We start from the raw sequence: 21,844 nt of genomic DNA on the forward strand, positions 1-21,844 counted from the left end.
GCGGGCCCGCGCGGGCCCGCCCTCCCGGTGTGTGCCGTGCGACGGCAGATCAGGTGACCGCCGCCACGGGCTCCAGGTGGTGCACCACGCGGCTGACGGTCATGTCGCCGCCGGTGCGGAACGGTGCGAGCCGGCGCCGGTTCTCCACGTGCTCCTCGCTCAGCTCGAACGCGCGGAACTCCGCCTCGCCCGCCCAGTCGGTCAGCACGTGGTACACATGCGGCTCGACGATGTCGCGGACCAGCGTCTGGCCCCGGTTGGCGGGGTGGCGGGCGATGGTGCGGGCCACCTCCAGCCAGGTGCGCTCGAACTCCGCCGCCAGCTCCGGGCGGATCTCCATGCGCAGGATCACTCGATGGGTCATCGCCGTCCGTCCTCTCCTCGGCCCGCGCCCGTCTCCTCCCGGTGCGCCAGCAGTCTCTCGAGCACCCCTCGCAGCACCCGCTCCGGATAGACCGGGGTGTCCCCGCAGCGCCAGGCGACCACTCCGTCGGGGCGCACCAGCGCGGCGCCCTGCGCGGTCACCCCGTACAGCAGCGGGAAGCGGTCGTCGAGGTCGGTGACCTCCGTGCCGATCCCGTACACCGCGAGCGGGACGCCCACCTCGTGGGCGGCGGCCCGGGCGGCCTCCCGCCAGCCGCCCGCGTCGGGCCCGGTGAGCAGGACCGGTGCCGGGCCGAACAGGTCGAGCGAGGAGATCTCGGCGCCGCCGTACCGCAGCCGCAGGTGCGGGGCGCGGCTGCCGGGCCGGCCGTCGTTCTCCGCCGCCCACACCCCGTACGCGGCGAGGGTGCTCTCGTCCCAGTCGGTGACCGCCCCGGAGCGGTAGCGCCAGGCGAGCCAGACCAGGGTGTCCTCGACGAGGCCCGGGTCGGCGTCCCGCTGCTCACCGCCCCGGCCGGGCAGCCGCAGCCGGTCCCGGGAGCGCAGCACGGCCTGCTCCACGGTGGCGGCGGCGACGGGCCTGCGCTCCTGGTCGTAGCTGTCCAGGAGCCCCGGTCCGGCCCAGCCGTCGAGGACGGCGGCCAGCTTCCAGGCGAGGTTGTGGCCGTCCTGGATGCCGGTGCTGGAGCCGAAGCCGCCGCTGGGCGGCATGACGTGGGCGGCGTCCCCGACGAGGAAGACCCGTCCGTCGGAGAACCGCCCCGCGGTGCGCGCCTCGCCGCTCCAGGGCGTCACGGACAGGATCCGCGGCTCCAGGCCGGGCACGCCGGTGGCCGCGCGGACCAGGTCGGCACAGCCTTCCTCGTCGAAGGCCCCGCTGTCCTCGCCCTCCGGGTCGTACTCGACGTGCAGCAGCCACTCGGTCGCGTTGTCCAGCGGCATCAGCGCGCCCCGCACCGCGTCGTTGACCGTGTAGCACATCAGGAAGCGGCGCTCGCCCAGCTCGCGGGTGAGGTCGGCGCGGAAGTGGATGTTGACGTAGTGGCCGAGGGCCTCCCCCTCGAAGCCGATGCCGAGGGCGGCCCGGATCCCGCTGCGCGCGCCGTCGGCGGCGACGAGGTAGCGGGCCTCGATCTCCTGCTCCCGGCCGGTGCCGGTGTCCCGCAGCCGGGCGGTGATCCCGGCGCCGGGCTCGCCGTTCCGGTCGAAGGAGACCAGCTCGGTGTGGAAGCGCATGGCGGCGCCGAGCCGTTCGGCCCGGCCGCGCAGCACGTCCTCCAGGTCACCCTGGTGGCACAGGCACCAGGTGGTCGGTGACAGCGTGCCGATGTCGGCGTGCACGTCCATCACGTACTTCTCGTCGAGCGCGCCCAGCCGGCGTCCGACGAGCGACTCGGCGACCAGCACGCCGGAGTTGCCGGCCAGCTGCCGGGCCGAGGGGGTGGCGCGGATCTCGTCCTCCAGGCCGACGGAGCGCAGCAGCTCCATGGCCCGGGGGTGCACGCCCCGGGCGCGCGGGTGCCCGTACAGCTCGGGGCGCCGCTCGACGAGCAGGCAGTCCACGCCCTGCTGGGCGAGGAACAGCGCGGTGGACAGGCCGGCCAGGCCGCCGCCCACCACCAGGACGTCAGTGTTGCGCAGTGTGCTGCGCGGCGGTGTCGGCACCGGCCAGCACCTCCTTCCCGCCTCCGGCGTGCTCGACGAGCACCGCCGCGTCCTTGTCGCCGTCCCCGGCGGCGAGCACGGCGGCGAAGGACTCGCGCACGGCGTCCAGGACCGGCATGCCCGTGTCGTACCGGGCGGCGTCGTCGATGGCGATGCGCAGGTCCTTCTCCATCAGCTCCGACCGGAAGAAGGCCGGCTCGTAGGCCCGCTTGTACATCAGGTCGGCGCGGAAGCGCAGCACCAGCGAGCTGAAGCCGCTGCCGACCACGGCGCCGATCAGCTGGTCGCGGTCCAGGCCCGCGCGGGTGCCCCAGGCCACGGCCTCGGCGAGCGCGGCGACCTGCGCGCCGAGCAGCAGGTTGAGGATGAGCTTCATCGAGGCGGCGGTACCGGGCGCGCCGAGGTGCACGGTCTCGTTGCCGATGGCGTCCAGCAGGCCGGCGACCTCGTGGCGGTCCTCGGCGGGGCCCGCGGTGAAGACCCGCAGTTCGCCCTTGCGGGCCTGCAGCGGGTTGCCGACGACGCACGCCTCCACCCGGCGCAGCCCCCGCTCGGCGAGGCGGCGGGCGGCCTCGCGGGCGTAACCCGGCGAGACGGTGGAGGTGTCGACGACGACGCTGCCCGGCACCAGGTGGGGCACCATCCGCTCGAAGAGGATCTCCTCGACGGCCTTCTCGTCCGCGAGGCTGAGCACGAAGAGGCGGTGGCTCCGGGCCGCCTCCTCAGGGGAGCCGGCGACCTTGGCGCCGGCCGCCTCGAGCGCGGCGGCCTTGGCCCGGGTGCGGTTGAAGACGGTGACGTCGTACCCGGCGCGCAGCAGGCTCCCGGCCATGCCCGAACCCATGTTGCCGAGTCCGATGAACGCCAGCTGTCGTCCTGTCATGGATGGTTACTCGCTCTCTGCTCGTGGCCGGCTAGTAGGCGGCGTCGACCTGGAAGACGGCGAACGGCGCGCCGGTGCGGGTGTCGCGGTAGGGGCGCAGCGGGGCGGTGTCGGTGCGGTGCTCCGCCCCGCGTTCCCAGGCCAGGAAGGCGTCCATGGACTCCCAGCGGCTCAGCACGGCGAGCGCGGTGGGGTCGAAGGGGCTGCGCAGCAGCTCGTTGCCGAGCATGCCGGGCACCCCCGCCAGCCGTTCGCTGACCCGGTGGTAGGCGGAGCGGACCGCGGCCAGCTCCGCCTCGTCGTGCGCCGCCTGGTAGACGAGCACGCGCACCTCGCCGGTGTTGTCAGCCGGCACCGGACGCCGCCTTGCCCTCGATCCGCTCGACGACCTCCATCACGTGGAAGGTGCCGCCCTTGCGGAAGGGATGCAGGGTGGCCCGGTGCTCCAGGTGCGCGGGGCTCTCCTCGAACTCCCGGAAGCGCGGCTCGTCCAGCCAGTCGCTGACGATGACGTACGTGCTCTCCGGACCGGCCTCGCGGGACAGCGACTGCCCGAGGTTGGCCGGGTGTCCGGTGACGGCCTCGGTGCCGGCCCGCCAGGCCTCCTCGAACGCGGCCTCCTTGCCGGGCTCGATCTCCATGCGCAGCATCACGCGGAAGGTCATTACGAGATGCCTCCGTCCACGCCGATGGTGTTGCCGGTGACGTAGCGGGACAGGTCGCTGGCCAGCCACAGCACCGCGCCGGCCACCTCGTCGGGGGTGCCGAGCCGGCCCAGGGCCGTCTTGGCGCCGTAGCGCTGGGCCATCAGGGTGCGCTGCTCCTCGGGCAGGGCGTGGAAGTTCTCGGTCTCGATGACGCCCAGCGCGACCACGTTGAAGCGGATGCCCCGGGGGCCGAACTCCTTGGCCAGGGAGCGGTTCAGGCCGACCAGGGCGGCCTTGGTGGCGGTGTAGTGGGCGCGCAGCGGGATGCCCGCATCGACGGCGCGGGAGCCTATGGAGACCACCGAGGAGCCCTCGCCGAGCAGCGGCAGCGCGTGCTGGATGACCAGGTGGGCGCCGGTGACGTTGGTGTCGAGGATGCGCCGCCACTCCTCCAGCGGCAGCTCGGCGTAGGGGACGTGGCTGATGGCGCCGGCGTTGTTGACGAGCAGGTCGAGACGCCCGCCGGTCAGTTCGCCGGTCCGGGTGAGCAGGCCCGAGATCTCCTCGGGCCGCGACAGGTCGGCGCGCAGCACGTGGTGGTCGCCGCCGGTCTCCTTCAGCTCGCGCTCCAGCGAGGTGACGTACTCGCTCTCGCGCTGGTAGCAGGTGACGACGTCGACACCGGCCTTGGCGAGGGCGAGCACGAGGCCGCGGCCCACGCCCCGGGTGCCGCCGGTGACCAGGGCCTTCTTGCCCTTGAGTGCGAGATCCATGGAAAGGTTCCTCCGGGGTCAGAGCAGGAAGCCGAGCGCGGCGCAGTTCACGGCGAGCGCGGCGATGGTCAGCAGGCTGCGGCGCCGGTTCCAGACGCCCCACTCATGGCGCGGGCTTCGGAAGTCGGCGGGCAGGTTGTCCGGGTCGAGCGTGCGCATCCAGCGGTTGACCGGTGCGTTCTTGGTGATCGAGATGGCGGCGGTGGCGGCGGCGAGCAGGCCCGCGAGGGCGAACAGGGCACGCGCGAAGCCGTGTCCGCCGCCGATCGCCAGGGTGAGGTCGAGCACGACCGTGCCGGCCAGGCAGACCGGCATGGCCGGGTCGTAGCGCTGTCCGAAGAACGCGTGCGCGTGGACGTAACGGTCGGTGGGCAGCGAGGCCATGTAGGGGAAGCCGCCGAGCTGCGTGCCGAACAGGACGCCGGCGGCGAGCCCGTTGAGCAGCAGGAGCAGCGGGGCGAGGTAGTTCAGCACGGTGGTCGCCTCAGCCGGCGAGGACGCGCGCGGCGGCCTCGACCTTCTCCTTGATGAGAGCCATCTGCACGAGCGTGTTGCGGTTGAGGTGCTCGGTCATGCCCTCGTCGGTGGCGGGCGCCTGGGGCTTCATGCGGAAGTCCTGCACCCAGCGCATGCGCACGCCGCCGCCCGGTTCCTCGGTGTACTCCCAGTAGATCTTCATGTACTCGAACGGGCCGGTCTCCACGCGCTCGGCGCGCACCGTGCGGGTGGCGGCGTCGCTGGTGCGGCGGGAGACCCAGCTCCAGACGTTGCCGTCCTCGTCGGGGTGCATGGTGAGGCGGAAGACGACCGTGTCGCCGTCGCGCTCCAGGATCTCGGCGGAGGCGTACTCGCTGAACAGATCGGGCCACTTGGGCACGTCGTTGGTCATCTCCCACACCAGGTCGAGGGGGGCGTGGATGACGATGTGGTTGTCGGTGTGTCCTGCCATGACGGTCGACTCCTTCGGTGGTGGGCGTCCTGCTCGTTCAGCGGCCCAGTACGAGGGCCGAGGTGAAGCCGCCCACGCCCCGGGCGAGCACGAGGGCGTGGCGCAGCGGCAGTTCGCGGGGGCCCGCGGTGACCAGGTCGAGCGCGTAGTCGTCGACGGGCGCCTCGACGCCGGTGGTGGGCGGGACGACGCCGTCGCGCAGGGCGAGCAGCGCGGTCGCCACGTCGAGCGGTGCGCCGCCGCCCAGCAGCCGACCGGTCAGCGTCTTGGGTGCGGTGACCGGCACGCCGCGCGGGCCGAACAGCGCGGCGAGCGCCTCGGCCTCGTCGCGGTCGTCGGCCGGCTGCCCGGAGGCGTCGGCGAAGACCACGTCGATGCCGTCCGGGGTGAGCCCGGCGTCGGCGACGGCCTGGGCGGCGACCCGGCGCAGGGCGCGCGGGCGGCCCGTGCCGGGTGCCGGGTCGAAGCCGGACGCGTAGCCGAGCACCCGCCCGTAGTTCCCGGCGCCCCGTTCCCCGGCCGACTCGGCGCTCTCCAGGACGAGGATCGCGCCGCCCTCGCCGGGCAGGTGTCCGGACGCCTCGGCGGAGAAGGGCAGGTAGGCGCGCTCGGGGTCGTCGACGGTGGACAGTCCGCCGTGCGAGAGCTGCGCGGTCAGGCCGTACGGGCACAGCGAGGCGTCGGTGCCGCCGGTGAGCACGAGCCGGGACCCCTTGCGGATGAGCCGGCGGGCCTGGCCGATCGCGTCGAGTCCGCCGGCCTGCTCGCAGACGAGGACGCCACACGGGCCGCGCATCTTGTGCCGGATGGACAGCTGCCCGGTGGTGGCCGCGTAGAACCAGGCGATCGACTGGTACGCGCCCACGTGCGAGGGGTCGTTCCGGTAGAGGGCGGTCATCTCCTTCTGGCCGAACTCGGTGCCGCCGGAGGAGGACGAGGTGACGACGGCCATCTCGTACTCGGGCAGGCCGGCCGGGTCGACGTCCGCGTCGCGCAGCGCCAGCTCGCCCGCGTGCAGGGCGAGGTGGGTCCAGTGGTCGGTCTGGCTGATCAGCCGGCTGGGCACCACGTCGGGGGCGTGGAAGCCGGGCACCTGGCCGGCGTGGCGGACCGGGTAGCCGGAGGCGTCGAACCGCTCGATGGGTCCGATGCCGGACTTCCCGGCGAGCGTGGCGGCCCAGTGGGCCTCCATGCCGATGCCGGTGGGCGCGGTGACACCGATGCCGGTGACGACCGGGGCCGGGCCGGCGGGGGCGGTCCCCGTCATGCCGCGCTCCTTCCTGCGGCGGCCGCGGCCGAGCCCGGCCGGGCGAGCAGCATCGCGGTCTGGAACCCGCCGAATCCGCTGCCCACGCTGAGCACCACGTCCATCGCGTGGTCGCGGGCGGTGACCGGGACGTAGTCCAGGTCGCACAGCGGGTCGGGGGTGTGCAGATTGGCGGTGGGCGGCACGACCTGACGGTCCAGGGCGAGGGCGCAGGCGGCGACCTCGATGGAGCCGATGGCGCCCAGCGAGTGCCCCACCATCGACTTGATGGAGCTGACCGGGACGTCGTACGCGTGCTGTCCCAGGCTGCGCTTGAAGGCGGCCGTCTCGTGCCGGTCGTTCTGCTTGGTGCCCGAGCCGTGGGCGTTGATGTATCCGACGGCGGTCGGGTCCAGCCTCGCCTGGTCGAGGGCGACGGTGATCGCCTCGGCCATCTCGCGGCCGTCCGGCTTGAGCCCGGTCATGTGGTGGGCGTTGGAGCGGCCGGCGAAGCCGACGATCTCGGCGTAGATGTGCGCGTCGCGGGCGATCGCCGCCTCCCTCTCCTCGATGACCAGCACGGCCGAGCCCTCGGCGAGCACGAAGCCGTCGCGCCGGCCGTCGAAGGGCCGGGAGGCGTGCTCCGGGTCGTCGTTGTTGGGCGTCGTCGCCTTGATGGCGTCGAAGCAGGCGGAGGTGATCGGGGAGATGGGGGCGTCGGTGGCGCCGGCCACCGCGACGTCCGCGGTGCCCTCCTCGATGAGCTGCACGGCGTGCCCGATGGAGTCCAGGCCCGAGGTGCAGCCGGTGGAGACGAGCGCCACCGGCCCCTCGGCGCCGACCTCCCAGGCCACCTCGCCGGCCAGGGTGGACGGCACCATGTAGCCGTACAGGTGCGGGACGCCGTACTCGTGCTCGACCAGCCACTTGCGGCCGCTGTCGCTGAGGACGACGTACTCCTCCTCCAGGCCCATGGTGCAGCCGACGGCGCTGCCGATGGAGACGGCGATCCGCTCGGGGGCCAGGGCCGCGAGGTCGATGCCGCTGTCGGCGACGGCCTCGCGGGCCGAGACGACGGCGAACTGGGCCGCGCGGTCCATGCGGCGGACCTGGCGCGGGGTCAGGCCGGCCGCGGCCGGGTCGAAGTCGACCTCGGCCGCGACGCGCGAACGGAAGGCGCTCGCGTCGAACAGGGTGATGCTCCGGGTGGCGGTCCGCCCGTCGGCGAGCAGCTGCCAGAAGGCCTCGCGTCCCACCCCGCCGGGCGCCACGGCGCCGACGCCGGTGATGACTGCGCGACGGGTCACCGGGCACCACCCACGTCGGGGTTGGCCCGCTCGGGGTGCTGGGCCTGCTCGGTGTCGACGTGGCCCAGTTCCGGGCGCGGCGCGAGCGGCGACAGGTGGAAGGAGCAGCGGGCGGGCACGGAACCGGTGTTGACCAGGCGGTGACGCACCCCGATCGGCACGAACAGCGAGTCGCCGGCCTCCAGGGTGACCTGCTCGCCGTCCAGCGACATCGTCAGGGAGCCGTCGACGACGTGCAGGAACTCCTCGGAGTAGGGGTGGTAGTGCTCGGTGATGTGGTCGCCGGGCTCCAGGGTGAGCACGCCGCCGAAGCCGGAGGTGCAGCCGACGGTCTTGGGGCTGAGGGTGACCCGCAGGTCGCCGCCGCGCTTGGTGTTGGCCTCGACCTCGGTCTCGGCGACCTTCACGGTGCGGGTGATGGCGGTGGTCACTGGATCCGTCCTCCTTCTTTCGTCCAGACGTAGAAGGGGCTCGCCATGGCGTCCTTGGGTTCCTTCCAGTCCGGGTCGTAGGGCTCGACGCAGTCGGTGAGCCGGGTGTTGATGTCGTCGTAGAGCGGGTGGCTGCGAGCGCGGTACAGGTTCGGGGAGATGTCCTGGTCCGCCTCGACGAGGTGGAAGTACAGGCCGTGGAAGCGGAACAGGGTCCGCCGGCTGACGCCGATCATGTGCGGCAGGTCGGTGGAGTCGGAGTCGTGGAAGATCTTCGCGATGTTCTCGACGTTGTCCTCGACCGGCCGGTCCGACCGCAGTCTGGCGACGATGAGAGTGCGGTGCACGCCGTGACCTCCTTGCTGGGCTGGGGCGTCGGGATCGGCCAGGAACGTCTCACCGGGAGCTGGAGAGCGACTCGAAACCGGCCGGAGACGCCCGGTGCGAGCCCGCCTCGACCGCGCCCCGAGCCCGCCGCGTTCCGCTCTACGGGCCACAGTGCACCCACACCCACACATCCCAGGAGGGACCGCCATGCCGTTCGCGGCGATCACGTACGACATCAAGCCCGGTCACGAGAAGGAGCTGAGCGAGATCTTCGGCAGTTTCCGGCGCGTGCGCTCCAGCCGGGTCGAGGACGAGTCGGGGCAGCCGGCCGGCACGATCCTGGCCACGGCGGTGTTCCTGCGCGACGACACGCTGGTCCGCGTCATCGAGTACACGGGCGACCTGGACGCCGTGGCGCGCCACATGGCGATGCAGCCCGGGGTGCGCGAGGTGGAGGCCAGACTGAAGCCGTACCTGTCCCGGCCGCGCGACACGGACACGGTGGAGGGCTTCGTCGCCACGTTCCGCCGCAGCCTGCTGAACACGGTCGCCGAGATCTCGGTACGGGACGGCGCGCCGGCCCCGGCGTGACCGTCCGCGCCTCCTCCCGGGGACGGCGGGCAAGGCTTCGGGCCCGGTACTTCGCCAAGTACCGGGCCCGAAGCCTTGCCCGCCGCGGGGGCGGTGCGGTCAGAGCGTGGTGACGGCCGCGGCCGTCACCGCCAGGGCCACGACGGCCAGTGTGGTGCGCAGCAGGTGCCAGCGGCGCCACAGCGGGCGGGGGTCCTGCCAGTCGGCCGGCAGGACGGAGGGGTCGGTCACGGCCTTGACCCGGCGGTTGATCGGGACGTTGCACAGGTGCGAGACGCCCGAGACGCCGAGCATGAGGGCCGCCGCGAGGACGAACAGCGGGCGTGCGGTGCCGTCCGCGACGATCGCGAGCACCACGTCGAGCAGGGTGCTGCTCAGCACGATCACCGGCATCGTGGGATCCCAGTTGCGGCCGAGCAGCTTGTGCGCGTAGACGTACGTGCCGGTCTCCATCGCGAAGAGCGCGGGCAGCACGCTCAACGCGACGGCGAACAGCACTCCGGCGGTCACACCGGTGCCCAGCAGGGCCGCGACGCCGAGGAGTCCGGTCATGCCGCGCCGGCCCCCGCGGGGTGGGTGTCCACGGTCAGCTGGGCGATGGAGCGCATCGTGGCCTCCCGGAAGTACGCGGCGAACGCCTCCGGCGAGGTGGTGTCGCGCGGCTCGGCCAGGTACGGCTGGAGCCGGTCCTCCAGGATGTGCACGCCCTTCTGCGCGGCCATGTGGCGCCCGACGGCGGCGAAGTCGCCCTCGTAGTGGATGACGCGGACGAGGACGTCGTCCTTGATGAAGACGCCGGTGCCCAGCAGCCGGCCGGCGGCGTTGCCGTCGTCGCCCTTGAAGTCCGGGGTGTCGACCCGCTTGAACGCGTCGAAGATCTCGGCGATCTCCTCCTCGTGGCCGGGCTTGACGCGGTAGGTGATGGCTGCGTAAGGCATTCAGATTCCTCCGTCGACTTCGATGGTGGTGCCGGTGACGTAAGCGGCCGAGTCCCCGGCCAGGTAGAGCACGGCGCCCGCGACGTCCTCGGGCCTGCCGAGCCGGCCGAGCGCGGTCAACGCGGTCAGCCGGGCGACGAGCTGGGGCGGCAGCCCCTCCTCCGGGTCGGTCTCGGTGACGCCGGGGGCGACCGTGTTGACGCGGATGCCGCGCGGTCCGAGGTCCTTGGCGAGCGCTCGGGAGAACCCGATGACGGCCGCCTTGGACGCGCTGTAGTGGACACCGGCGGGACGCCCGCGCAGGGCCACGGACGCGCCGACGTTGACGACGGACGCGCCGTCGGCGAGCACGTCGAGCAGGGCGTGGGTGACCAGGTAGGCCGAGGTGGTGTTGTGGCCGATGACGCGGTGCCACTCCGCCTCGGTGAGCCGGTCGAAGGGCACGTGCCCGTCGACGCCCACGTTGTTGACGAGCACGTCCAGCACGCCGCGGGCGTCCCGGTCGCCGTCGCCGAACCACTCCCGTGCGCCGTCGGCCAGCGCGGCGGCGCCCTCGGAGGTGGTGACGTCGGCGGCGACGATCGTGAACTCGGCTCCGGTCTCCTTCAGCGCGACGCGCAGCCGCTCGGCCGCGTCGCCCTCGGTCCGGCAGCCGGCGACGAGCCGGGCCCCGGCCCGCGCGAACGCGAGCGCGGTGGCCCGGCCGATGCCGCGGGTGGCACCGGTCACCAGGACCCGCTTGCCGGCGAACCCGGCGGGGGCGGCGGAGGCCGCGGGGGTGATGCCGGTCAACGGACCGCTCCGGCCTGCGGCACGGAGGCGATCAGCTGGAGCAGCTGGCGGGGCGTCTCGGCCTCGGAGACCGCGTCGTCGTCGAGCACGACACCGTAGGTGCGGTTGATGACGCTGGTGACCTGGAGCAGCGCCAGCGAGTCGTAGCCGAACTCGATGAACGGAGTGTCCAGCGCCTGCTCGCCCTCGAAGGCCATGCCTTCCTCGGGCGCTCCGACGCACTCCAGGAGCATCGCGCCGAGGTCGGACAGGGTGATGTCGATCATGATGAGTCCCTTTCGGACAGGGGCGGTCGGATGAGTGGTTGGTCGAGTGGCCGGCCGGCCGGGTCGCTGGACGAGCCGGTGGGGATGCGGCGGGCCGCTTGGGGGCGGCCCGGGTCAGCTCGCGTGGGCGAGACGGGGCAGTTCGACGTCGAGGCTCGGCGAGGAGTCGAGGACCGCGCGGTGCAGGTCCTCGATGCCGGCCGACGGGTCGAGACCGAGGCCCTGGTTGAGGGCGGCACGCAGCCTGCGGTAGACGCCGAGCGCGTCGCTGCGCCGGCCCGCCCGGTACAGGGCGAGCATCAGCTGCTCGTGCAGTCGTTCGTGGAGCGGGTAGCGGGAGGCGAGGCCGGACAGCTCGCCGATGAGTTCATGATGGCGGCCGAGCCTCAGGTCCGCCTCGATCCGGCCGTGAAGAACGCTCATGCGTGACTCGTCGAGCCGGGTCGCCTCGGCCTCCAGGAGAGTGCCGCACTGCACATCGGCGAGGGCGGGGCCGCGCCACAGTCCGAGCGCCCGGCTGAAGTAGTCGGAGGCGGCGAACCAGTCGCCCTGCTCCCGGGCCCGGTACCCGGCGGCGGCGAGCGCGTCGAACTCCTGGGCGTCGATGAGCCCGCCCTGGCTGTCGAGGCGGTAGCCGCCGGGCTCGGTGACCAGAACGCTCTTGGCGCCCTGGTCACCGAGCCCGGCGGCGCCGAGCGCGTCACCGATGAGGTAACGCAGCTGCAGGATGTACGTCTGGAGGGTGGTCTGCACGCTGCGCGGCGGCCGCTCCCCCCACAGCTCCTCGATCAGCGACCCGACCGAGACGAGCTGGTCGGCGTGGAGGGCGAGGAGCGCGAACGCCTTGCGCGGCTTCACGGCGGTGAGCTGCATCGGCACGCCGGACTGGGTGGTGGTGAACGGGCCGAGTACGCCGATGTCCATCCGCGGTTCTCTCCTTCTGTCGCAGGTGACGCGTGGGTCGGGGCACGGGTCAGGGCACGGGTACGGGTACGGGGGCCGGCACGGGTACGGGCCGCGGGGCGGCCGCGGAGCGCACCGCGGCCGCCGCGTGCCGGGGCAGTTCCCGGCCGCGGACGAAGAAGTGGGCACCGGCCAGCTCGCGGTAGGCGAAGCCCGCGCCGGCGCAGCGCTGCCAGGCCCGGACCTCGCCGGGCGGCACGATCCGGTCGTCGCGGCCCGCGAACGCGGCGACGGGCAGCGGGAGCTCGGTGACCGGGGCGGCGCGCAGCGACGAGGCCAGACGCAGGTCGTCGCGCAGCACGCCGAGGGTGCGGGCCAGCCGGCCGGGGTGGGCGCGCACGGCCGGCGGCAGCGACTGCTCGTCGTCCATGACGGCCATCAGGGCCCCGTCGCTCATGGCCGCCGGGTCGGCGCCGTCGAGCAGCCGGGACGGCAGCTGGGGTGCGGGGCAGGCGCCGACGAGCAGGAGCAGCGGCGGCCTGGCGGACCGGCGCATCCGGTGCAGGGCGAGCCGGTAGGCGACCAGGGCGCCCATGCTGTGCCCGTAGAAGGCGTGGGGCGCCTCGTCGAGCAGCGGGCCGAGGTCGGCGTCGAGCAGTGCGGTGAGCCGGCCCGCGTCGGTGACGGCGGGCTCGCCCCGCAGCGCCTCGCGCCCGGGAAGCCGTACCGGCAGCACCTCGACGCCGTCCCCGGCGCGATGCTGCCAGCCGGCGAAGCTCATGGCTCCGGCGCCCGCGTGGTGGAAGCACAGCAGCCGCACCGCGCCGTCCCGCGCCCGGGGCCGCACCGCCAGGTACCGGTACATGCCCGCCCCCTTCCGTCGTCCGTCACGTACACGCACATCCGGTGCGCCTCGTGAGGGTCGCCATCGGGTCTTGAGGCGGGCTCAACGCGCGGTGGAGCGGGCCGGAGCGAGACTCGGGAGCGTCTCGAATCCGGGGTCGTGCAGGGCGACGCCGATGACGAAGCGGCCCACCGGACGGCTGTGGAAGGTCCACTCGCCGCCGCCGACGGGCTCGCCGTCGGGTCCTTCGAGGCGCGGGACGCCGGGACGGTCCGGGCTCTCGCCGAAGCCGAACTCGGTGAACCGGAAGCGCAGTCCCTGCCCGATGGCCTTGCTGTAGGCCTCCTTGAGGGTCCACATGCGGACCAGGGCGGCGTTGCGCGTGGCCTCGGGGATGTCCTCCAGGCGTTGCAGCTCGTGCGGGGTGCACGCCTGTCGCTGGGTGCCCAGGTCGAGCATCCGGCGGTCGGAGTGCTCGACGTCGACGCCGATGCGGCCGCGCCGGGTGAGCCCGATCACCAGGAGTTCCTCGGTGTGGCTGAGCGAGAGGTCGAGCTGGTCGATGCCTCTCAGATAGGGCCTGCCGCTCGGTTTGTAGGCGAGTTCGAGGTCCTCGGGCGCGGCGTCGAGGACGGCCGCGGCGGCGTGTTTCATGAACAGCCGCGAGGCGGCGAACCGCGCCCGGCCGCGTGGGTGCGGCATGCCTTCCATGCGGCGCCGGTCGCGGCCGAGCAGCCGCAGGACGTACGGGTCGTCACCGCCGTCCCCGCGGGCGGGCAGCCATGATCCGACGTCCGTGTGCACGACGACGCTGCCGGTGGTGCGGAGCGCCGCGGCCGCCTCGGGCCAGCGGCCGGGGTCGTGGATGCCGTCGTGGTGCAGCAGGCGCATGGGGTGCCCCTCGGGGTTCAGCGGCCGACGGCGGTCGCGTACAGGTCGTAGCTGCGCGCGTCGTCGAACCGGTGCAGGAGTTCGTCGAGGAGCCGCTCGGCGCCCGGTCCGGGGTCGCCCTCGGGTGCGGCGCCGAGCCGGACGGCGAGGCGGTGCAGGACGACGGCGGCCCAGGCCGGGTCGCCGAGGAAGCCCGCGTCCGGCCCGGCGTGCCGCCAGACACTGAGCGCGGCGGCGCCCGCGGCGAGCAGCGCGTACCGGTCGACCAGGGCGTGGGCGCGCAGGCCCCGCTCGCCCGCGCCCGGCGGGAGAACGGTGGCGGCGGCGTCCCGCAGGCCGGCGAGTTCGGCGGCGAGTTCCCGGGCGGGAGCGGCGATTTCGGGATGGTCGGGCAGAGCGTCGGTGTCGAGCGCGGCGACCAGGGGGTCGCCCGGGTCGCGGGCGCTCAGGGCCGCGGGGGCGAGCGGCGGCAGCCGGTCGTCGAAGGGCGTGAACAGCTCGGGCGGTGCGCAGCCGGCCGCCGGGGCGCGCAGGGCGGGGTCGCGTGTGAGGTGCCGGACGAGTTCGCGGCGGCTGGCGGCGCTGCCGCCTCCGCCGAGACCGATCATCGGCAGGTCGCGGGCGGACTTGCGGAAGGCGCCGTGGCCGCCGTGGTCGCTGTGCGCCTCGGAGCCGAGCACGCTCGACAGGTCGTACAGCGCGTCGGTGAGGACGGTGGGCAGCAGGTACTTCACGGCGGCGGCGAGCACCTGGCTGTGGCCGGGCAGCAGGTGCGCGGCCCGGGCGGCGGCCAGCGCCAGGCAGTCGCACATCAGCAGGTCGGCGAAGGCGCCGACGAGGACGGCACGGGTGCGCGGGGTCCGCAGGGAGACGCGGCTGCGGGCGCGGTGGGCCCGGGCGAACGCGACGGTGGTGCGCAGCGCGGTGTCGGCGCTGCCCAGGGCCATGGCGGGGCCCGCGGCCCGCAGCACGGGAAAGGCCCGGTCGGCGAGCAGCCGTCCGTCGCCCTCCGCCCCCACCAGCGCGTCCGGCTCCAGCGGCAGGTCCCGGAACTCGACGCCCCGGACCACGCATCCGCGCACTCCGCTGGTGACCCGCCGGGGCAGCAGCCGGGCGGGGGCGCCCTCGGCGCCGAACACCTCGCCGTCGACCAGGAAGGCGCTGGTCCGTCCTGCCTCGTCGGCGGCGAACAGCAGCAGCGCGCCCGCCTCGCCCGCGTTGTTGAGGGCTTCCTTCCGGCCGCTGAGCAGGCGGCGGCCGCCCGGGCCCGGCACGACGGCGAGCTGGTTGCTGAGGAAGGCGTTGCCTCCGTCGGGGGCCGGGTAGGCGCAGGCGAGGCGGCCCCCGGAGAGCAGCAGCGCGGCGACGTCGCCGCGCTGCCGTTCGTCCCCGCCCGCCCACACCGCCGCCGCGGCCTGCAGCGCGGTCATGCCACGGCTCAGGCCCAGGGCGGCGTCCCGGCGGAAGACGACGCGCAGCACCCGGACGAAGGCGTCGAGCCGGGTGAAGCGCCCGCCGAGTGCGGCCGGGACGACCTCGGCGCCCAGGCCGAACTCGCCGGCGAGGCGGTCGGCGGCGGGCAGGATGCGGCCGGCGGCGTCGGCGGCGAGGAACTGCCGGGTGCCCAGCGGGTTGCCCGGGTCGTCCAGGTCGCCGAAGGCGAACTCGAGGCGGGCGATGCGCTGCTGGAGCGCGGACTCGCCGGTGGGCGGCGGCGCGGTCAAGGCAGCCTCAGCGGGTTCTGCTCGGAACCGGGTTCGCCCGGTGGCCAGGTGGCGCGGTCCAGGGCGCGCAGCCGCTCCTCGTCCTCGGCGCTCAGCGGGCCCTCGCCGGGCACCGCCGGGAAGCAGGGGGCGTACTCGCCGAGGTAGGGGTGGTAGTGGCTGGGCAGCCAGATGGCGCCGTAGACGACCAGGGTCCGCCACACCGGCATCAGGACGCGGCGGGCGGCGCTCCTGGCGAACGCGGGAAGGCCGGGCCGTGTCGGACCGGAGCGGGCGGTGCCGGGGGTCACGGTCCGCCCGGCGTCTGGCATCTCGAACATGGTGTGCTCCCCTCCCGGATGCGGCAGGGGTGATCCTGCTCCCGCGCTCTCGCCACCCGCTCGAGCCGGACTCAAGTACGCGCACTCCGCGCGCGGGGCCCCAGTCCGTCCCGAGACCCTCTCGAGGCCGGCCGGGAACGCTTCGGGGCATGACCCCTCCCCCGGCGATCCGCATCCTCCGAGGCGCGCCCACCCCCGATGAACTGGCCGCTCTGCTCACGGTCCTGATGAGCCTGGCCGACGCGCCTGTGCCCGGCCCGCGCCCCGCGGCGGCGGACTGGTCCCGCGTCCATCACTCCCCGACGACCCCGCGTCTGAGCTGGCGCAGCGCCTGACCCGGCCGCCACGGCGGCACCGGAGTCCGCGCGTCCGAAAACATTCGAGCAATGTTCGAGAGTGTGCGGTTACGTTCCTGCTCTTTCAGGTCACACAAGCGCGACGGGGCGACGGGACCCCGCGCGCCCGCACCGTACCGGGGGTTGGGATGGCCGAACACCGTACGTTCAGCGAGCTCATACGTTTCCGCGCGGAGACCCATCCGAAGCGCGACGCCCTGATCCTCCTCCCTGACGACGACTCCACCGGAAGACCCTCCACCGTCTCCTACCGCGCCCTGGACGCGGCCGCCCGCACACTCTCCGGCTGGCTGATCGAACGCGGCGCGACCGGTGAGCGCGTGCTTCTGGTGCACCACGACGCCCGTCAGTTCGCCGTGAGCTTCCTGGCCTGTCTGTACGCGGGTGCCGTCGCCGTGCCGATGCCGGCGGGCGGCGGCAGCGGCGGCCGGGCCCGCCTGGCCGGCGCGCTCAAGGACGCCGCGCCCTGCGCCGTGTTCACCGACGCCCGGCTCGCCCCGGAGCTGTCCCGTCTCCTCGCCGACCAGGGCTGCGGTGCCACGCCGTGTCTGGCGGCGGACGCCGTGCACGGCCAGGCCGACCACGCGCCGCTCGCCCTCCCCGACGACGCCCCCGCCTACCTCCAGTACACCTCCGGCTCCACGGCCGCCCCGCGCGGCGCCGTCATCACCCACGGCGCCCTGAGCGCCCACCACGAGGCGATCAGCCGGGCGCTCGGCACCCGTGAGGGCGACCGCATCGGCGGCTGGCTGCCGCTCCACCACGACCTGGGCCTGGTGGGCCAGCTGCTGCACCCGTTATGGCTCGGCGGCACCTCGCTGCTGATGTCGCCGGAGGCGTTCGTGCGGCGCCCGGCCCGCTGGCTGGAGGCGATCGGCCGTTACGGCATCCAGGTGAGCGCCGCCCCCGACACCGCGTACGACCTGTGCGTGCGCCGGGTCGGTGACGAGCAGCTCGCCGGCCTCGACCTGTCCGGCTGGCGCACCGCCGTCAGCGGCGGCGAGCCGGTGCGGGCCCGGACGGTCCGCGCGTTCTGCGAGCGGTTCGCCCCGGCCGGCTTCGCCGCCTCGGCGTTCACCCCGGGCTACGGCCTGGCGGAGGCCACCTTGCTGGTCACGGCCGACGCGAGCGGGGAGGCCGCCGTGCGCGAGCTGTGGGCCGACAGCGCCGAGCTGGAGCAGGGCCGGCTCACCCCCGCGGCCCCCGGCCGCCCGGCCCGGCCGCTGCTGTCGAGCGGCCCGGTGGCCACGGACCCGGACCGCGACATCCGCATCGTCTCCCCCGACACCCTGCGCACCCTGCCGGACGGCGAGGTGGGCGAGGTGTGGGTGCGCGGCGCCTGCATCGCCGAAGGGTACTGGCGCAACCGCGCGCTGACGGCACAGGTCTTCGGCGCCCGCACCGCGGAGGGCGAGGGCGACTTCCTGCGCACCGGGGACCTGGGCACGGTGCACGAGGGACGGCTCTACGTCACCGGCCGCCTCAAGGACATGATCATCGTGGCCGGGCGCAATCTGTACCCGCAGGACCTGGAGCAGTCGGTGCAGCAGCTCAGCTCCTCGCTGGGCGCGGCCACGACCTTCGCCGTGCCCGGGACCGGCGACCGCGGCGACGACGGTCCGGGCGGCGAACACGTCGTCGTCGTCCAGGAGCTGCGCACCCCGTACCGCCACAGCCTCGACCTGTCCGCGCTCGCCGACGACATCCGGCACCGGCTGGCCGAGGAGTTCGGGCTGGCCGTCGACGGCGTCCTGCTGGTCCGGCCGGGAACCGTGCGCCGCACCACCAGCGGCAAGGTGTCCCGCTCCGCGATGCGGGACCTCTTCCTCAGCGGTGCCATCCAGCCCCTGCACGAACGACTGGCGGACAGCCTGTCGGCGGCCACCGAGCGTCCGCCCGCAGCAGCCGGGGCGACGACCGCCCCGTAACACCCATAGGAGGAGATTCGGATGCGCGGAGCACCACCGCAGCCCCCCTGGGGGCCCGGCCCCGCCGGGCCGGGCGAGGAAGGGTTCGTGCACTGGCTGACGTCCCGGATCGGCGAGCACGCGCGGCGCGCCGTACGCCATGACACGCCGCTCGCCGAGTGCGGGCTCGACTCGGTGGCGCTGCTCGGCGTGTTCGGCGACATCGAGGAGAAGTACGGCCGGCTGCCGGCCCCGCGCGATCTGCGGGAGCTGGCGACGGTGCGCGACCTGGCGCGGCATCTGCTGCGCCGGGCGGGCGCCTTCGCCGCGGGCCCGGAAAGCGGTGTACGGGTGGCGTTCGTGTTCACCGGACAGGGCTGTCAGCACCCCCGGATGACCGCGGGACTGCACGACGACCTCGTCGCCTACCGGAACCACCTCGCGGCCGCCGCGGCGGCGCTCGCCCCGCGACTGGGCTGGGACGTCGTGGAGCTGATCCTCTCCGGTGATCCGCGCATCCACCAAACGGCGTTCACCCAGCCGGCCCTGTTCGCCGTGCAGTACGCGCTCGCGCGCACCCTCCTCCAGGAGGAGGAGGTCCGGCCGGTCGCGGTGCTCGGGCACGGCGTCGGGGAGCTGGCCGCGGCGACGGCGGCCGGCTCGCTGACCCTGTCCGAGGCGGCCCGCATGGTCTCCTTCCGGGCCACGATGACGCGGTACCTGCCGTCCGGCGGCGGCATGCTGGCGACCTGCGCCAGCCCGTACCAGGCCGCCGAGGTCATCGCGACCGAGCCGCGGGTGCACCTCGCGGTGGTCAACGCGGCGCAGGCCACGGTGCTGTCCGGCGACACGGCGGGCCTGGAGCGGGCCGCCGCCCGCCTCGCCGAGCAGGGCATCGCCTCCCGTCCGCTGCCGGTCGGCCACGCCTTCCACTCGCCGCTGATGGAGCCGATGGCCGCCCGTTTCGAGGCGGCGGCCCGGCACGTGCCGGGCCGGGCGCCCGCCGTGCCGTACTACTCGACGGTGTACGGCCGTGAGCTGTCCACCGCGCCGCGCGCCGACTACTGGTCGCGGCAGCTGACCTCGCCGGTGCGGTTCGCCGACGCCGCCCGTGCCCTGTTCGCCGAGCGGCGGCCCACGCATGTGGTGGAGATCGGCCCGAAGGCGGTCCTCACCCCGTTCCTGCGGCGGCTCGGCGGTCCCGCGGGGCCGCGCTGCATGGCCGTCTGCACGGGGCCGGAGAGCGACGCCGTGTCGCTGGCCGGAGTGCTCTCCGAGCTGGACGCGGGTCCCTTGGCCGAGTCCTGAGTCCGTTTCGAGCCCCCGTCCCTACGGTGACGCGATGACGACCTTCGACGAACTCCTCGCCGCCGTGCCCGCCCCTGATCTGCGCCGCTCGACCGACGAGCTGCGCCGCCTGAAGGAGGAGACCGGACGGGGGCCCGATCCCGCGGCCACCCGCCGTCAGCACGACAAGGGAAAGCTCACCGCCCACGAACGCCTCGCACTGCTCTTCGACGACGGGACGTTCACCGAGATCGAGCCGCTGCGCCGGCACCGCGCCCAGGGCTTCGGCCTGGAGGACCGCAGGCCGCACGGCGACGGCGTCGTCACCGGCTGGGGCCTGGTGCACGGCCGTACCGTCTTCGCGTACGCCCACGACTTCCGCGTCTTCGGCGGAGCGCTCGGCGAGGCCCACGCGGAGAAGATCCACAAGGTGATGGACCTCGCCGAGTCGGCGGGCGTGCCGATCGTCTCGCTCAACGACGGTGCCGGTGCCCGCATCCAGGAGGGGGTCACCGCGCTCGCCGGGTACGGCGGCATCTTCCGCCGCAACACCCGCGCCTCCGGAGTGATCCCGCAGATCAGCGTGATGCTCGGCCCGTGCGCGGGCGGCGCGGCGTACTCGCCGGCGCTCACCGACTTCGTGTTCATGGTGCGCGGCACCTCGCAGATGTTCATCACCGGCCCGGACGTCGTGCAGGCCGTCACCGGCGAGCGCATCAGCCAGGACGGGCTGGGCGGCGCGGACGTCCACTCGCGGACCTCGGGCGTCGCCGGGTTCGCGTACGACGACGAGGAGACGTGTCTGGAGGACGTCCGCTTCCTGCTGTCGCTGCTCCCGCAGAACAACCGCGAGCGGCCGCCGGCCGAGCCCGTCGGGGACCCGGTGGAGCGGCGCACGGACGCGCTGACCTCGCTGGTGCCGGCCGATCCGGGGCGGGCGTACGACATGCGGGCGGTGATCGCCGAGATCGTCGACGACGGCCAGTACTTCGAGGTGCACGAGATGTGGGCGCCGAACGTGGTGTGCGCCTTCGCCCGGCTCGGCGGCCAGGTCGTCGGCATCGTCGCCAACCAGCCGGCCGCGCTCGCCGGGGTCCTGGACATCCACGGCTCGGAGAAGGCGGCGCGGCACGTCTCGTTCTGCGACTCGTTCAACATCCCGCTGATCACCCTGGTCGACGTGCCCGGGTTCCTGCCCGGTGTGGACCAGGAGCACAACGGCATCATCCGGCACGGTGCCAAGCTGCTGTACGCGTACTGCAACGCGACGGTGCCGCGCATCTCCCTGGTCGTGCGCAAGGCGTACGGCGGGGCGTACATCGTGATGGACTCGCGCTCCATCGGGGCCGACCTGGCCTACGCGTGGCCCACCAACGAGATCGCGGTGATGGGCGCGGAGGGCGCGGCGAACGTCGTCTTCCGCCGGGAGATCGCCGCCTCGGCGGATCCCGAGGCGACGCGGGCGCGGCTCATCAAGGAGTACAAGGCGGAGCTGATGCACCCGTACTACGCCGCCGAGCGGGGCCTGGTCGACGACGTGATCGATCCCGGGGAGACGCGGCAGGTGCTGTTCCGGGGGCTGGAGATGCTGCGGGCCAAGCACGCGTCGCTGCCGGACCGCAAGCACGGGGTGGTGCCGCTGTAGGACGCGCGCCGCAGGGCACCCCGGGGTCCGCGGCCGTGCCGCGGCGAGGGGGACGGCCGAAGACGCCGACGGGCCGAACGACGGGAGCCCGGCCCCGGCACGCGACCGCCGAAGGGCGGCCGGTGCCCGGCCGGGCTCCCGGGCGGTCGGGGGCGGACTACTCGCCGCCCTCCTCCCCGGGCTTCTCCTCCTGGCCGGCCTCCTGCTCCAGGCCGAGCTGCTCGACCAGCCAGCGGTCGAACTCGATGGCGGCGCGCACCCAGCTGACCGTCGAGGAGACGAAGTGCTCCAGGCTGACGCCCGTGCCGATCAGCATCTGCGCCTCGCCGATCAGGCGGACGGTGCCGTCGTCGTGGGTGTGGGTGTACACCTTGGGCCACAGGGTGCGGCGGTTCCAGTCGTCGAGGAACTCCAGGAGCTGCGGCTTGTCGTCGATCTTGTGGGGGCGGTCGTAGAACGTCCGCACCGAGAAGATCTTCTGCTCGTCCTCGCCGCGGAACATGAAGTACGTGCGGAACTGCTCCCACGGCGCCGCGAGGTCGCCCTCGTCGTCGACGACGTACTTGAGCTCCATCTGCTCGAGGAGCTGCTTCACGAGGTCCTGATCCGGGACGACGGGGCCCGCCGGCCCTTGGGGCTGCGGCTCGGGCTGGCCCCCGAAGTTCGGAATCGAGGACGGGTCGATGCTCACCGTGATTTTCCCTTCGTACGGATCCGGCCATCCTCCCCCATGCGGGGAGGGGCGTGGCAAGCCCGCCGGTGGCCTGT

At 74.0% G+C, this 21,844-nt stretch carries 27 protein-coding genes; 5 read left to right on the plus strand and 22 right to left on the minus strand.

The features are described from left to right. Nucleotides 1–49: 49 nt before the first annotated feature. From ACFYOJ_RS08585 to ACFYOJ_RS08640, 12 genes are read right to left on the minus strand one after another with little or no spacing between them, the layout of a single operon-like run. On the minus strand, nt 50–364 hold the full coding sequence (locus ACFYOJ_RS08585) for an antibiotic biosynthesis monooxygenase family protein (RefSeq protein WP_356551521.1): 315 nt from the start codon (nt 362–364) through the stop codon (nt 50–52). Further along, a complete protein-coding gene (locus tag ACFYOJ_RS08590; protein ID WP_356551522.1) occupies nt 361–2,049 on the minus strand; it encodes an FAD-dependent oxidoreductase in 1,689 nt (562 codons plus the stop codon). Before ACFYOJ_RS08590 ends, ACFYOJ_RS08585 begins: the two co-directional genes overlap by 4 nt. Continuing rightward, nucleotides 2,012–2,932 (minus strand): NAD(P)-dependent oxidoreductase, encoded by a 921-nt coding sequence (locus tag ACFYOJ_RS08595; protein WP_356551524.1) that lies wholly within the window; start codon nt 2,930–2,932, stop codon nt 2,012–2,014. The genes ACFYOJ_RS08590 and ACFYOJ_RS08595 overlap by 38 nt, the downstream gene beginning before the upstream one ends. Before the next feature lie 31 nt (nt 2,933–2,963). Continuing rightward, nucleotides 2,964–3,287 carry an antibiotic biosynthesis monooxygenase gene (locus ACFYOJ_RS08600; protein WP_356551525.1) on the minus strand — a complete coding sequence of 108 codons (324 nt, stop codon included), beginning with the start codon at nt 3,285–3,287 and terminating at the stop codon, nt 2,964–2,966. Then, nucleotides 3,277–3,597: an antibiotic biosynthesis monooxygenase family protein gene (locus ACFYOJ_RS08605; RefSeq protein ID WP_356551527.1), complete on the minus strand. Its 321-nt coding sequence runs from the start codon at nt 3,595–3,597 to the stop codon at nt 3,277–3,279. The genes ACFYOJ_RS08600 and ACFYOJ_RS08605 overlap by 11 nt, the downstream gene beginning before the upstream one ends. Then, entirely contained in the window at nt 3,597–4,352 is a 756-nt protein-coding gene (locus tag ACFYOJ_RS08610) for an SDR family NAD(P)-dependent oxidoreductase (protein ID WP_356551529.1), read from the minus strand. The genes ACFYOJ_RS08605 and ACFYOJ_RS08610 overlap by 1 nt, the downstream gene beginning before the upstream one ends. 18 nt (nt 4,353–4,370) lie before the next feature. Beyond that, on the minus strand, nt 4,371–4,826 hold the full coding sequence (locus ACFYOJ_RS08615; RefSeq protein ID WP_356551531.1) for an anthrone oxygenase family protein: 456 nt from the start codon (nt 4,824–4,826) through the stop codon (nt 4,371–4,373). Between the two features lie 10 nt (nt 4,827–4,836). Then, a complete protein-coding gene (locus ACFYOJ_RS08620) occupies nt 4,837–5,301 on the minus strand; it encodes an SRPBCC family protein (protein WP_356551533.1) in 465 nt (154 codons plus the stop codon). Nucleotides 5,302–5,338: 37 nt separating this feature from the next. Then, a complete protein-coding gene (locus ACFYOJ_RS08625) occupies nt 5,339–6,568 on the minus strand; it encodes a ketosynthase chain-length factor (protein ID WP_356551535.1) in 1,230 nt (409 codons plus the stop codon). After that, the gene (locus tag ACFYOJ_RS08630; RefSeq protein ID WP_356551537.1) at nt 6,565–7,854 is read right to left on the minus strand and encodes a beta-ketoacyl-[acyl-carrier-protein] synthase family protein; all 1,290 of its coding nucleotides are present in this window, start codon (nt 7,852–7,854) and stop codon (nt 6,565–6,567) included. Before ACFYOJ_RS08630 ends, ACFYOJ_RS08625 begins: the two co-directional genes overlap by 4 nt. Beyond that, nucleotides 7,851–8,285 (minus strand): cupin domain-containing protein, encoded by a 435-nt coding sequence (locus tag ACFYOJ_RS08635; RefSeq protein ID WP_356551539.1) that lies wholly within the window; start codon nt 8,283–8,285, stop codon nt 7,851–7,853. Before ACFYOJ_RS08635 ends, ACFYOJ_RS08630 begins: the two co-directional genes overlap by 4 nt. Beyond that, complete coding sequence (locus ACFYOJ_RS08640) at nt 8,282–8,632, minus strand: TcmI family type II polyketide cyclase (RefSeq protein WP_356551540.1); 351 nt, start codon at nt 8,630–8,632, stop codon at nt 8,282–8,284. Before ACFYOJ_RS08640 ends, ACFYOJ_RS08635 begins: the two co-directional genes overlap by 4 nt. Before the next feature lie 187 nt (nt 8,633–8,819). Here ACFYOJ_RS08640 and ACFYOJ_RS08645 point away from each other — a divergent pair, with 187 nt between their 5' ends. Continuing rightward, nucleotides 8,820–9,203 carry a SchA/CurD-like domain-containing protein gene (locus tag ACFYOJ_RS08645; RefSeq protein WP_356551542.1) on the plus strand — a complete coding sequence of 128 codons (384 nt, stop codon included), beginning with the start codon at nt 8,820–8,822 and terminating at the stop codon, nt 9,201–9,203. A gap of 99 nt (nt 9,204–9,302) precedes the next feature. Here the strand turns inward: ACFYOJ_RS08645 and ACFYOJ_RS08650 are convergent, their stop codons facing one another. From ACFYOJ_RS08650 to ACFYOJ_RS08690, 9 genes are all read right to left on the minus strand, one after another. After that, the gene (locus ACFYOJ_RS08650) at nt 9,303–9,755 is read right to left on the minus strand and encodes a DUF1772 domain-containing protein (protein WP_356558488.1); all 453 of its coding nucleotides are present in this window, start codon (nt 9,753–9,755) and stop codon (nt 9,303–9,305) included. Next, complete coding sequence (locus ACFYOJ_RS08655; protein ID WP_356558487.1) at nt 9,752–10,141, minus strand: SchA/CurD-like domain-containing protein; 390 nt, start codon at nt 10,139–10,141, stop codon at nt 9,752–9,754. Before ACFYOJ_RS08655 ends, ACFYOJ_RS08650 begins: the two co-directional genes overlap by 4 nt. Beyond that, nucleotides 10,142–10,933 (minus strand): SDR family oxidoreductase, encoded by a 792-nt coding sequence (locus ACFYOJ_RS08660; protein WP_356558486.1) that lies wholly within the window; start codon nt 10,931–10,933, stop codon nt 10,142–10,144. Beyond that, nucleotides 10,930–11,199, minus strand: coding sequence for an acyl carrier protein (locus tag ACFYOJ_RS08665; protein WP_356558485.1), 270 nt, complete (start codon nt 11,197–11,199; stop codon nt 10,930–10,932). The genes ACFYOJ_RS08660 and ACFYOJ_RS08665 overlap by 4 nt, the downstream gene beginning before the upstream one ends. Before the next feature lie 114 nt (nt 11,200–11,313). Next, the gene (locus ACFYOJ_RS08670) at nt 11,314–12,123 is read right to left on the minus strand and encodes an AfsR/SARP family transcriptional regulator (protein ID WP_356558484.1); all 810 of its coding nucleotides are present in this window, start codon (nt 12,121–12,123) and stop codon (nt 11,314–11,316) included. A gap of 49 nt (nt 12,124–12,172) precedes the next feature. After that, entirely contained in the window at nt 12,173–12,967 is a 795-nt protein-coding gene (locus tag ACFYOJ_RS08675) for an alpha/beta fold hydrolase (protein WP_356558483.1), read from the minus strand. 81 nt (nt 12,968–13,048) lie between these two features. Beyond that, the gene (locus tag ACFYOJ_RS08680) at nt 13,049–13,837 is read right to left on the minus strand and encodes a 4'-phosphopantetheinyl transferase superfamily protein (protein ID WP_356558482.1); all 789 of its coding nucleotides are present in this window, start codon (nt 13,835–13,837) and stop codon (nt 13,049–13,051) included. A gap of 17 nt (nt 13,838–13,854) precedes the next feature. Then, on the minus strand, nt 13,855–15,561 hold the full coding sequence (locus ACFYOJ_RS08685; protein ID WP_356558481.1) for an acyl-CoA dehydrogenase family protein: 1,707 nt from the start codon (nt 15,559–15,561) through the stop codon (nt 13,855–13,857). After that, entirely contained in the window at nt 15,558–15,881 is a 324-nt protein-coding gene (locus ACFYOJ_RS08690; RefSeq protein ID WP_356558480.1) for a hypothetical protein, read from the minus strand. The genes ACFYOJ_RS08685 and ACFYOJ_RS08690 overlap by 4 nt, the downstream gene beginning before the upstream one ends. Before the next feature lie 149 nt (nt 15,882–16,030). On the opposite strand from ACFYOJ_RS08690, the gene ACFYOJ_RS08695 reads away from it, so the two are divergent. The 4 genes from ACFYOJ_RS08695 to ACFYOJ_RS08710 all read left to right on the plus strand — a co-directional run bounded on the left by ACFYOJ_RS08695 (nt 16,031) and on the right by ACFYOJ_RS08710 (nt 21,076). Further along, nucleotides 16,031–16,216, plus strand: a complete 186-nt coding sequence (locus ACFYOJ_RS08695) for an acyl-CoA carboxylase subunit epsilon (protein ID WP_356558479.1) — start codon at nt 16,031–16,033, stop codon at nt 16,214–16,216. Between the two features lie 149 nt (nt 16,217–16,365). Then, nucleotides 16,366–18,165 (plus strand): fatty acyl-AMP ligase, encoded by a 1,800-nt coding sequence (locus ACFYOJ_RS08700; protein WP_356558478.1) that lies wholly within the window; start codon nt 16,366–16,368, stop codon nt 18,163–18,165. 21 nt (nt 18,166–18,186) lie between these two features. Further along, nucleotides 18,187–19,452: an acyltransferase domain-containing protein gene (locus tag ACFYOJ_RS08705; RefSeq protein WP_356558477.1), complete on the plus strand. Its 1,266-nt coding sequence runs from the start codon at nt 18,187–18,189 to the stop codon at nt 19,450–19,452. A 34-nt stretch (nt 19,453–19,486) separates the two neighbouring features. After that, on the plus strand, nt 19,487–21,076 hold the full coding sequence (locus tag ACFYOJ_RS08710) for an acyl-CoA carboxylase subunit beta (protein ID WP_356558476.1): 1,590 nt from the start codon (nt 19,487–19,489) through the stop codon (nt 21,074–21,076). A 157-nt stretch (nt 21,077–21,233) separates the two neighbouring features. Here ACFYOJ_RS08710 and ACFYOJ_RS08715 read toward each other — a convergent pair whose 3' ends face one another. Further along, nucleotides 21,234–21,767: a YbjN domain-containing protein gene (locus ACFYOJ_RS08715; RefSeq protein WP_356558475.1), complete on the minus strand. Its 534-nt coding sequence runs from the start codon at nt 21,765–21,767 to the stop codon at nt 21,234–21,236. Nucleotides 21,768–21,844 lie beyond the last annotated feature (77 nt).

The sequence above is a fragment of the Streptomyces sp. NPDC006384 genome, from assembly GCF_042870695.1.
Taxonomy (GTDB): domain Bacteria; phylum Actinomycetota; class Actinomycetes; order Streptomycetales; family Streptomycetaceae; genus Streptomyces.